Annotated in this window: 13 protein-coding genes; all 13 read left to right on the top strand. The window is 64.4% G+C overall.

Annotated elements, in window-relative coordinates; genetic code table 11:
- Window positions 1-188 precede the first annotated feature (188 nt).
- The 13 genes from mdcB (at window position 189) to madM (ending at window position 10,768) form a co-directional block, all read left to right on the top strand.
- Window positions 189-1,151 carry a triphosphoribosyl-dephospho-CoA synthase MdcB gene (gene mdcB, locus RPB_RS16645; RefSeq protein ID WP_011442181.1) on the top strand — a complete coding sequence of 321 codons (963 nt, stop codon included), beginning with the start codon at window positions 189-191 and terminating at the stop codon, window positions 1,149-1,151.
- The gene (locus RPB_RS25185) at window positions 1,148-1,273 is read left to right on the top strand and encodes a hypothetical protein (RefSeq protein ID WP_283804832.1); all 126 of its coding nucleotides are present in this window, start codon (window positions 1,148-1,150) and stop codon (window positions 1,271-1,273) included. The genes mdcB and RPB_RS25185 overlap by 4 nt, the downstream gene beginning before the upstream one ends.
- A 21-nt stretch (window positions 1,274-1,294) precedes the next feature.
- Window positions 1,295-2,509: a Na+-transporting malonate decarboxylase, carboxybiotin decarboxylase subunit gene (gene madB, locus RPB_RS16640; protein ID WP_011442180.1), complete on the top strand. Its 1,215-nt coding sequence runs from the start codon at window positions 1,295-1,297 to the stop codon at window positions 2,507-2,509.
- Window positions 2,510-2,537: 28 nt separating this feature from the next.
- Window positions 2,538-3,401 carry a biotin--[acetyl-CoA-carboxylase] ligase gene (locus RPB_RS16635; protein ID WP_011442179.1) on the top strand — a complete coding sequence of 288 codons (864 nt, stop codon included), beginning with the start codon at window positions 2,538-2,540 and terminating at the stop codon, window positions 3,399-3,401.
- Window positions 3,398-5,062 (top strand): malonate decarboxylase subunit alpha, encoded by a 1,665-nt coding sequence (gene mdcA / locus RPB_RS16630; protein ID WP_011442178.1) that lies wholly within the window; start codon window positions 3,398-3,400, stop codon window positions 5,060-5,062. The genes RPB_RS16635 and mdcA overlap by 4 nt, the downstream gene beginning before the upstream one ends.
- Window positions 5,063-5,075: 13 nt before the next feature.
- Entirely contained in the window at window positions 5,076-5,390 is a 315-nt protein-coding gene (gene mdcC, locus RPB_RS16625; protein ID WP_011442177.1) for a malonate decarboxylase acyl carrier protein, read from the top strand.
- Between the two features lie 16 nt (window positions 5,391-5,406).
- Window positions 5,407-6,363 (top strand): biotin-independent malonate decarboxylase subunit beta, encoded by a 957-nt coding sequence (locus RPB_RS16620; RefSeq protein ID WP_011442176.1) that lies wholly within the window; start codon window positions 5,407-5,409, stop codon window positions 6,361-6,363.
- Window positions 6,364-6,376: 13 nt separating this feature from the next.
- Window positions 6,377-7,261 carry a biotin-independent malonate decarboxylase subunit gamma gene (gene mdcE, locus RPB_RS16615; RefSeq protein WP_011442175.1) on the top strand — a complete coding sequence of 295 codons (885 nt, stop codon included), beginning with the start codon at window positions 6,377-6,379 and terminating at the stop codon, window positions 7,259-7,261.
- Between the two features lie 23 nt (window positions 7,262-7,284).
- Window positions 7,285-8,382, top strand: a complete 1,098-nt coding sequence (locus RPB_RS16610; RefSeq protein ID WP_011442174.1) for an AMP-binding protein — start codon at window positions 7,285-7,287, stop codon at window positions 8,380-8,382.
- A 67-nt stretch (window positions 8,383-8,449) separates the two neighbouring features.
- Window positions 8,450-9,184 carry a malonate decarboxylase holo-[acyl-carrier-protein] synthase gene (gene mdcG / locus RPB_RS16605; protein ID WP_157038841.1) on the top strand — a complete coding sequence of 245 codons (735 nt, stop codon included), beginning with the start codon at window positions 8,450-8,452 and terminating at the stop codon, window positions 9,182-9,184.
- 1 nt (window position 9,185) lies between these two features.
- Window positions 9,186-9,395, top strand: coding sequence for a biotin/lipoyl-containing protein (locus RPB_RS16600; RefSeq protein WP_011442172.1), 210 nt, complete (start codon window positions 9,186-9,188; stop codon window positions 9,393-9,395).
- A gap of 168 nt (window positions 9,396-9,563) precedes the next feature.
- Entirely contained in the window at window positions 9,564-9,989 is a 426-nt protein-coding gene (gene madL, locus RPB_RS16595; RefSeq protein WP_011442171.1) for a malonate transporter subunit MadL, read from the top strand.
- A gap of 14 nt (window positions 9,990-10,003) precedes the next feature.
- The gene (gene madM / locus RPB_RS16590) at window positions 10,004-10,768 is read left to right on the top strand and encodes a malonate transporter subunit MadM (protein WP_011442170.1); all 765 of its coding nucleotides are present in this window, start codon (window positions 10,004-10,006) and stop codon (window positions 10,766-10,768) included.
- Window positions 10,769-10,879: the final 111 nt, after the last annotated feature.

The following is a 10,879-nucleotide window of genomic DNA, read 5'->3' as shown; positions in this document are numbered from 1 at the left end:
TCGACCACATCGTCTCTTCTCCGGCTCGCCTTTCCAACGAATGGGGCGTAGTCGGGAAGCCCCGCCAAGTGACTTCGAACCCGTGATGGCGTTCTGCTGAAGGCACGTGCCGCTCCAGGCAACGTGCTGCGAACGGATGTTTCTCGAGGCTTGCGCCTCCGAAACGCCCGGTCGTCCGGATCGTCGTCATGGACTGTTCACCATTTCACGCCGCGGATATCGCGCCCTATTTCGCCGACGGATTGGCTCCGAAGGCTTGGACGATAGGGTCGGCCTGTCTCAGCGGCATTCTCCTCGAAGTAGCAACTCATCCGAAGCCGGGTCTGGTGACGCCGCGTTCGATGGGTGCGCACACCGACATGGATCAGCAGACGTTCATGCTGACGTCGGCTGCCATCGCGCCGTGCTTCCACCGCTGCGCGTCGATCGGCTTCAGCCATCGCGGCGATGCCGTCAGTGCGCTGCCGCTGGTACGCGCGGTCGGCCGCGAGTACGACGCACTGTTGATGGCGGCGTCGAACGGCGTGAACACCCAACGCGGCGCACTGTTCGCGCTCGGTGTCACCGCCGCCGCCGCAGGACGCGCCGCGCGTGACGATGCGGCGCCGAGCGCACACCGGATCTTCGCCGAGGTCGCAGCGATCACCAGCGGGATGGTTCAGCGCGAGCTGATCGATCGGCGGACCGATCCCGTGACGGCCGGCGAGAAACTCTACGCGCGGCACGGCACGCGGGGCATTCGCGGCGAGGTCGAGGACGGCTTCCCGGCGGTCGCGCGGCACGGTCTGCCGACGCTGCGCGCCGCCATCGCCGCCGGGCACGGACTGAACCGCGCGCTGGTTCACACCCTGATCGAGCTGATCGCCGAAGCCGAGGATTCCACCGTGCTCTGGCGCGGTGGTCCCGACGCACTGGCTTTCGTCCAGGGCGAAGCCCGGCGCATTCGCGACCTCGGCGGCGGGCTGACGTCGCGCGGCGTCGAAGCGATCCACGCCTTCGGCGCGGAATGCGTCGCGCGCCGGATCAGCGCCGGCGGCGCCGCCGATCTGCTCGCTGTCACCATCGCCGTCCACCTCATCGAACACCGAACGTTTCCGTCGTCGGCGACGGCCGGATTCGAAACGCTTCACGCCACAGGAGACCACCCATGAACATCATCGTCTACGCGCTGATGGCCTACGCGCTCACAGCGACAATCTCATACGCCGTGATCGGCGTCATCGTTCTGCTCAGCAAGTTGCTCGGCGAAAACGAATCTTCCGAAACCGCCTGATCGAATACGGGACAACCTCAGATGCTACAGCAACTCTTCACGGTCTTTCCCGGCATCGGCACGATGTTCGTGCAGGAGCCGTCAATCGCCTTCGCAAGGCTCTTCCTGATCGTCGGCGGATTCTTTCTCGCCTATCTCGGCTTCAAGCGCACGCTGGAGCCGCTGATCATGGTGCCGATGGGCGTTGCGATGATGTGCGTCAATGCCGGCGTGATGTTCCTCGAGGGCAATCACATCGGCACCCTGATGCTCGATCCGATGATCTCGGACCCGATCAAGCTCGTCAACGAGATGCAGATCTACTTCCTGCAGCCGGTTTACAACTTCGCGTTCTCGAACTCGCTGGTCGCCTGCATGCTGTTCTTCGGCATCGGCTCGATGTCGGACATCTCCTTCATTCTCGCCCGTCCCTGGGCGGTGATCACCTGCGCGATCTTCGCCGAAATGGGAACCTTCGCAACGCTGGTGATCGGCTACTATTGCGGTCTGACGCCGGGTGAGGCGGCCGCAGTCGGAACGATCGGCGGCGCCGACGGCCCGATGGTGCTGTTCACCTCGCTGATGCTGGCCAAGGACCTGTTCGTCCCGATCTCGATCATCGCCTACCTCTATCTGTCGCTGACCTATGCGGGTTATCCGTATCTGATGAAGCTCCTGGTGCCGAAGAAGTATCGGGCCATGGACGTCGAGATGGAATTCCCGGACGTCTCGCAGAAGGCGAAGTTCGTCTTCACCATCGTCGCCGCCGCGCTGCTCTGCCTCCTGCTGCCCGTCGCGTCGCCGCTGATCCTGTCGTTCTTCCTCGGCGTCGCCATCAAGGAAGCCCAGATCGAAGTCTACCAGGATCTGCTCGAGAAGACCGTCACCTACATGTCGACGCTGATGCTCGGCCTGGTGCTCGGCGTGCTGTGCGAAGCCTCGACGCTGCTCGACAGCCGCGTGCTGATCCTGCTGGTGCTCGGCATCACCGCGCTGCTGATCTCCGGTGTCGGTGGTCTGATCGGCGGCTGGTTCGTCTATCTGATCAGCAAGAAGGCCTTCAATCCGCTGATCGGCATCGCCGGCGTGTCCTGCATCCCGACGACCGCCAAGCTCGCTCAGAAGATCGCCGCCGAGGACAATCCCTACGCGATGATCTTCCCGGTGGCGATGGGCGCCAACATCTGCGGCGTGATCGTCTCCGCCATCGCGGTCGGCATCTTCGCCTCGACGATCTCCCTCGTGGCACCGCACTGAGCCGCATCGGGAAAGCTGGAGAACGATCATGGTCCGCTTCGCTGACATCATCCCGAACGCAAAGCGCCTCGCTGCGGTCGAGCAGGCCGATGGCATCGGGCGGACCGTTCTCCACGTCGCCGAGATCGACAGCACCAATCGGGCTCTGATCGATCTCGGCAAGGCCGGCGCCGACCACGGCACCGTCCTCGTCGCCGATCATCAGACCCGCGGCCGCGGCAAGGGCAGCCGCGCCTGGTTTTCCCAGCCGTCGGGAAGTCTGTGTGTCTCGACACTGATCCGCACCGCGCGGCCGATCGAGGAGGCGCCGCAATTGGCCCTGCTCGGCGCCGTCGCGCTGTGGGAAGCGATCGCGGCCCACACCGGCGTTGCCGCCGGCATCAAATGGCCGAACGACCTGTTGGTCGACGGCCGCAAGATCTGCGGCATCCTGGCCGAAGCGCACACCGACGGCGCGGGCGAGCTCGACTTCGTCGTGCTCGGCTTTGGCCTGAACGTCGCGATCGCGCAGGCGGAGTTTCCCGAAGAGCTACGTCGTTCTGCAGCGTCGCTCGCGGCGCTGGCGGGTCGGCCGATCGATCCGATCGGACTGCTGAGAGGCTTCCTGGAGTCGCTCGGGGTGTGGCTGCCGCTGTGGGAACGCGACGGTGTCGCGTCGTTCGCCGGCACCTGGACCCGGCACGCCGAACATCTCGGCCAAATGGTTCGCGTCACCGACGGTGACGAACCCGTCACGGCACGACTGATCGGCCTCGCCGACGATGGCGCTCTTCGAATTCTAGACGAGACGGGCGTCACCCGCCTCGTTCACTCCGGCGAAATCGCCACGGGCATCTCCGTTGGCCGGGGGCCCGACTACATCTCCACGAAGCACACGGGTGTAAGCTCATGAAGACCGAACGCAAATGGGACACGCTGGCATCGGATACACGCCAGCGAATGGAGGCCGCGGCGCGCTACATCGGCCCCGGCAAGCAGGTGAAGAAGGAAGACACCGTCGCGCTGCTGAAGTCGGTGATCCGCTCCTTCGATCGCGTCAACATCGAGGGCAACAATCAGAAGCAGGCGGATTTCCTCGCCGACTGTCTGCTGCAGGTCGATCCGGCCGAGATCAACAATCTGCACATGGTGCAGTCCTGCGTGCCGCTGGCCTCGCATCTGGACATGTTCGAGAAGGGGATCGCCAAGCGTCTGGACTTCGCGTTCGGAGGGCCGCAGGCCGCGCGGGTCGCCAAGTTCATCCGCGAGGGCAAGATCGAGCTGGGCGCAATTCACACCTATCTCGAACTGTTCGGCCGCTACTTCCTCGATCTGACGCCGCGGGTGTCGCTGATCTGCGCCTACGAGGCCGATCGTGAGGGCAATCTCTACACCGGCTTCAACACCGAAGACACGCCGGTGATCGTCGAGGCGACCAAGTTCCGCCAGGGCATCGTGATCGCCCAGGTCAACAAGATCGTCGACAAGCTGCCGCGCGTCGATATTCCGGCCGGCTGGGTCGACGCCGTCATCGAGAGCCCGAAGCCGTTCTTCATCGAGCCGCTGTTCACGCGCGATCCGGGGCTGGTGACCGACAACCACATTCTGCTGGCCATGATGGCGCTGAAGGGCATCTACGGCGAGTACAAGGTCAAGCGCCTCAACCACGGCATCGGCTTTCTCACCTCGGCGATCGAACTGATTCTGCCGACCTATGGTGAGGAACTTGGGCTGAAGGGGGAATGCTGCACCCACATGGTGCTGAACCCGCACCCGACCATGATCCCCGCGATCGAGGCCGGCTGGGTCGACACCATTCACTGCTTCGGCGGTGAGCTCGGCATGGAAGAGTACGTCCGCGCCCGCTCCGACGTGTTCTTCACCGGCCCCGACGGATCTCTGCGTTCCAACCGCGCTTTCGCGCAGACCGCCGGTCACTACGCGCTCGACATGTTCATCGGCGGCACGCTGCAGATCGACAAGTTCGGCAACTCCTCGACGGCCACGGCCAACCGCGTCGCCGGCTTCGGCGGAGCGCCGAACATGGGCTGCGACTCCAAAGGTCGTCGTCACGTCACCGACAGCTGGCTGAAGTGCGGCCAGGAAGTGCCGAACATGCACGACCTGATCGGCGACATGCCGCGCGGCAAGCGCCTGGTGGTGCAGGGGGTGGAGACCTTCGGTGAAGCCCGCGCGCCGAGCTTCGTCGACAAGCTCGACGCCTGGAAGCTGGCCGAGAACGCCAAGCTCGATCTGCCGCCGGTGATGATCTACGGCGACGACGTCACCCACATCATCACCGAAGACGGCATCGCGTACCTGAACCGCGCGCCGAACATGGACGTCCGCATGGCCGCGATCCGTGCCGTCGCCGGCTACACCGAGATCGGCCTCGCGGAAGACCCGGCGGAAACCAAGAGGCTGCGCGAAGCCAAGATCTTCCAGACGCCGGAAGACCTCGGCATCGATCGTTCGCGCGCCAACCGCGACCTCTTGGCCGCGCGCTCGATGCGCGACCTCGTCGACATTTCCGGTGGGCTCTACAACCCGCCGACTCGTTTCCGCAACTGGTGATCAGGGGGAAGACATGGCTCTTCAAACGATCGAATTCGAACTCAACAGCACGGGCACGCCACGGCGCGTCGCCGCGCCCGTCCACCACGGCGTCGTCGGCTCCGGCGACCTCGAGGTGCTGGTCTCGCCGATCGGCAAGTCCGGCAAACTGCAGGTGCGCATCGTGACGCCGGTGAAAGGCTTCGAGGATTTGTGGCGGCGGGTGCTCACGCATTTCGCCAACGAGACCGGTCTGACCGACGCGCTGGTCGAGATCAACGACAACAACGCCTCGCCGGCCGTGGTCGCTCTGCGGCTGCGTCAGGCGCTTGCTGAAGCGTCGGCCTGAGCAACGAGGATCAATCATGCCCAACTGGAACAAGATACAAACCAGCTCCTTCTTCGAGAGCAATGCGCGCGAGCGTGCGCTCGGACTGGTCGACGAAGGTAGCTTCGTCGAACTGGTCGGCCCGATCGACCGGTTCTGCAGCCCGCATCTGATCACGCTCGGCGAGGCCGTCGAATTCGACGACGGCATCGTCACCGGCGTCGGTCGGATCGGCGAACGTCCGGTGTTCGTGATCTCGCAGGAAGGCCGCTTCATCGGCGGCTCCGTCGGCGAAGTCAGCGGCGCCAAGATGGTCGGTACGATCGATCAGGCGATCGATTTCTACGACGCGCTGATCGCCGAATTCCCGCGGCTGCCGGCGTCGCAGCGGCCGATCGTGGCGATCTCGTTCGAAACCGGCGGCGTGCGGCTGCACGAAGCCAATGCCGGTCTCCTGGCCCACGCCGAAGTGATGGACGCGATTCAGCGTGCCCGACACAAGGTGCCGATCGTCTCGCTGATCGGGTCGCGGATCGGATGCTTCGGCGGCATGGGTTTCGTCGCCGCCTCGACCGACGCGATCATCATGAGCGAATTCGGCCGTCTCGGCCTGACCGGTCCTGAAGTGATCGAGCAGGAGATGGGCAAGGACGAGTTCGACAGTTCGAACCGCGCGCTGGTCTATCGCACCACCGGCGGCCGCCACAAATACGTGATGGGCGACTGCAACTTCCTGGTCGACGACACCGTCGCGGCGTTCCGCGCCCAGCTCACCGAACTGACCGAGCTGACGATCGAGGAGTTCGAGCCGATGCGCCGCATCGGTTCGGAGGCGCTCGTCGAGAAGCAACTGCGCGGCGTCGCGCTCGCCGTCGAGATCGCCCCGACCGATTCCCGCGACGTCTGGCGATACGCCGGCAACAACGATCCCGTCGGTCTCGCCGATGGTCCCCTCGCGGACTTCCGCAAGACCGTGCAACGCCTGGTTCTGTGATTAGGAGACGAACATGGACACTCTGTTAGGAAAAGGCCGGGAGGCGGTCGATCTGATCGTCGATCCGGAAAGCTTCGCGCAGGACAAGGTCGGCGCCACGACGTTCGGCGATCCGACCTTCGGCCCCGGCGCGGTGGTCGGTGAAGCCAAGCTCGACGGCGAACTGGTCACGGTGATCGCGTCGGATGCGGAAGCCTTCAACGAGAAATTCCCGGTGGTGTATTCGGGGATCATCGGGATGGAGGAGGGCTACAAGATGGCGCAGGCCGTCTATGCCACCCTCGCGGCCGATGCCGACAAGCGCCTCGCCGACAAGCGTGCGATCGTGCTGATCGTCGACACGCCCGGCAACGGTCCCGGCAAGGTCGAAGAGATCTTCGGCATGAACAAGGCGACCGGTGCGTATCAACTGGCGCTGGCCGAAGCGCGTCTCGCCGGTCACCCGATCGTCGCCATGGTGATCGGTCGCGCGATCTCCGGGGCCTTCCTCTGCCATGGGTTGCAGGCCGATCGCATCCTGTCGCTGGACGCGAAATTCCAGACCATGATCCACGTCATGCCGATCACGTCGGTTTCAAGGATCATCAAGAAGGACATCGAGACGCTCGAGGAACTGGCCAAGAGCAACCCGGTGTTCGCAGCCGGCCCGTCGTTCTTCCATCAGCTCGGCGGCGTCGAGGAGCTCGTGTCCGAAATTCCGGCGATGCGAGCGGCCATCATCAAGCATGTCGACGAGATACGTCGAGCCAAGGCAGCGGGGCTCGACGTGGTCGGTCCGCGTGGTCGCGGAAAGCTCGGCGTCGAGCGCGGCGGGCGCAAGGTTCGCCCGCACGTGCTGGAGCGTCTCAACGCTGAATTCGCAGCGGTGCAGGCCCGTTTCCGGCCGCAGGCGAATTGAGAGCTGAAGGGGGAGTGGGTTTCATGTCCGACGCACTTGATCGCTACGAAGCCGCGGCTGACAGCTTCAGCACGGCGCCGACACTTGCCGAAATGCCCCGCCGCAACCTCACGGCGAAAGGCATCTCCGGTCCGACAGCGGCGCACGTGATCGAAGAAATCCACACCCCCTTCAACCTCGCTTACGTGACGTTCACGACCGGATCGTCCGCGTTCCAGAACATCGTCGGCGTCGCACACAGCGAGATCGAGGCGCGTTGCGAAGCGACGCGTCGGGTGATGGCGGCGATCGGCGCGAAACCGGGCGACCGGATGTTCGTGACCTATCCACCGCTGGTGAACGTGTTTTCGAAAGAAGCCCTCGATCGCTGCGGCATCGAATGGTTCTTCCTCGAGCGCTCGAGCCGGGCGGCTTTCATCACCGCGTTCTGTCGCGAGCGTCCGCAGATCGTGCTCGGCGAGTCGTCGTTCATTCGCGCGAGCCTTGCCGAGGCCAAGCAACTCGGCCTCGCCGCCGATCTGCCGCCGAGCTGTCGGATCGTGGTGGCCGGCACGCCGCTCGATCTCGAGCTGATCGCCGAGGTCGCCGTGCAGAACTACCAAGTCCACGATCTCTACGGCTGCCAGGAATTCGGCTGGCTGACGCTCGACGGCAAGCCGATGCGCGACGACCTGTCGTTGGTGCCGTCGCCGGCGGGCGAGGGGTTTTGCGAATTGGTGGTCGGCGGGCTGCCGATGGGCGACAGTTTCCCGATCTCCGAAACGGGCCACGTCTGCGATCCGGCGGGGAAGATCATCACCTATCGTCGACGACGCACCTATCCGGAATACGAAATCGTCGTCGAGAAGACGCCCGTCGCCTCGCACGAGACTATCGAGCGTGCCGCGCGCACCATTCTTCGTATCAAGAGCCGCGTGGTGAGAGTTTCACGGAATCTTCAGACCTCGTGCGATGCCACTGAGCTGCGCCTGGTGCCCGGAGCCGGTGCCGAGACGATCGACCCCGTACGACTACGTATCACCGGCCCTGTGAAGACGCAGGCCTTCGACGATCTGGTCAAAGCCCAGCTGGACGTCCAGTCGACCTCCAAGACCGATCCGGTCTGGGCCAAGAAGCGCTGAGTTGAGCGGCCGGCGAGGAGCCGGTTCATGCGCGGTCGCTGTGACGATCGCGACGGAGTTGAGGACGATGTTGGGACGACGACATACCATGGTGGAGTTCTCGGTCGAGGAACGACTTCGTTCCGCCGAGACCGTCTGTCGCGGATTGCCCGCGCCGTTCAGGCTGCCGGACCTCGAAGCGATGGTGCACCGGACGTTCGCCGCCGAGGCGATACCCGGCATCGTCTGTGCGCCGAAGGGGCCGTTGCCGGACGGCTACGTCCAGCTCGGTGTGTCGTTTCCGTTCCGCTACGACGGCGTGCGGGTCCGTGCGTCGTTCGCATTGCCGCCGAGCCGCATCGGTCGGGCGCATTCGCCCTACGACGTGGCGGCGCGGTTGCGGCCGGCGCGCTTCGAGGCGGCCGCCGCGCTGCTGGCGCTACGCGGGCTGTGCGACTCGCTCGGCATCGTGGTCGGCCTGTTCGGCTCGGCCGCGCTGCAGGTGCTGACAGGGCTGCCTTATCTGGAATCGACTTCGGACGTCGACGCTGTCGTGCGCCCGAGAAATTGCGCCGCGCTTCGATCTCTGCACGCCGGTGTCGCACACCTGCGCATCGAACACGGTCGCAAGTTCGACGTCGAAGTGACGTTGCCGAATGGTCTCGGCATCAAGCTCGACGAACTGATGTCGTCAACAGCCACGGTCCTCGGCCGCGGCATCGATGGCGTCCATCTGCTGGACAAGGCGACCGTCATGCGCGCCCTGGACCAATCCGAATGCTCGTTCAGATCGGACGAGCTCATCACCACTGAGGAGAATTGAAATGGATCTGAAAGCGAAAATGCCGAGCAAGGTCGAGTCGATCGCAGTCGCCGTCGGCGACGTGATCAAGTCGGGTACGCCCGTCGCGGTGTTGGAAGCCATGAAGATGAAGAGCCCGTTGGTCTGTCCGATCGACGGCACCGTCAAATCGATCGCAGTCGCCGTCGGTGACAGGGTTAAACCCGGCGCCCTGATCGTCGTCGTCGAGTAAGCGAACTGCCGGGGCGTCGGTCTGCATCGCGCAGGCCGCCGCCTCGGCAGCAATACGTTCCATCCGACACGCACGAGTTGGCTCGCGCGTGAATGCTGAAGCTTAACCTGAGATCGTGACCGACGCACTGGCTCGATCGGCCGCACTCAGTGTGGGGGAGTAATTGAAATGGTCATCTATGGTGTGATGGTCCTCGGTCTCTGCATGTTCATCGGCACGTCGATAGGCCTCGGCCTCGGCTTGGCGCTGGGCATTCCCGGGGATATCGGCGGTGTCGGTTTCGCCATGCTGTTGCTGGTGTTCACGACGCCCTGGTTCAAGAAGATGGGCTGGTTTCCGAAGGCGTCGGAAGACGGCATCATGTTCTGGAACGCAATGTACATTCCGGTCGTGATCGCAATGGCCGCCACTCAGAACGTCGCCGCGGCGATGTCGGGTGGATGGATCGCGTTCATCGCTGGATTGGCGTCGGTCGTGATCTGCTTCGCGTTGATCCGGCCGCTGTCGATCCTCGCCGGATCGAAGACATCGTCGTTCGGCGATGAAGCCGCCGCGCCGACGGAATCGGCAGCAAAGCCCGCTAAGGCAGCTTGATCAGGAGCAATGACATGACACATTTCATCAATGACCTGATCGGCCCGCGTCAGCTGATCTTCGCCTTCGTTCTGGTCGGCCTGCTGACCTGGCTGTGCTACGCGTTCTCCAAACACGTCACCAAGAACCGCATCCACGGTTCGGCGGTGGCGATCATCATCGGTCTGGCGCTGGCCTATTACGGCGGCATCAGCACCGGCGGCAAGAGGGGCATCGCCGACATCTCGGTGTTCGCCGGCTTCGCCCTGATGGGCGGCGCGATGCTGCGCGACTTCTGCATCGTGTCGACCGCCTTCGGCGTGCGCCTCGAAGAGCTGAAGAAGGCCGGCCTCGGCGGCGTTCTGGCGCTGGTCATCGGCACCGTGCTGGCGTTCATCGTCGGTGTCGGCGTCGCCTATGCGTTCGGCTATCGTGACACCGTCTCGCTCACCACGATCGGTGCCGGCTCGGTGACCTTCATCGTCGGCCCGGTGACCGGTTCGGCGCTCGGCGCGACCTCGGATGTGATCGCGCTGTCGATCGCCGCCGGGGTCGTCAAGTCGATCGCGGTGATGATCCTGACGCCGTTCCTGGCCAAGCCGTTCGGCCTGACCAATCCGGCCGCCGCGATGGTCTATGGCGGTCTGATGGGCACCACCAGCGGCACCGCCGCGGGTCTGGCCGCCACCGACGTTCGCCTGGTGCCCTACGGTGCCTTGACGGCGACGTTCTACACCGGCTTCGGCTGCCTGGTGTGTCCATCGATCCTCTACCTCGTCATGAAGGCCATCTTCGGCTGATCTGACGTACTGACGACAAGATCGGCCGTGGCGATGCGTTCGCCGCGGCCGTTCGCCCAGTAGGACTTGCGGCGAAAGCCGTCGCTGCTCTTGAGGTTGCCATGGGTATCA

Origin of the sequence: Rhodopseudomonas palustris HaA2, assembly GCF_000013365.1 — a bacterium.
Taxonomy (GTDB): domain Bacteria; phylum Pseudomonadota; class Alphaproteobacteria; order Rhizobiales; family Xanthobacteraceae; genus Rhodopseudomonas; species Rhodopseudomonas palustris_J.
Note: the sequence above shows the minus strand (reverse complement) of the source record. Positions and strands in the feature narration are given on the sequence as shown.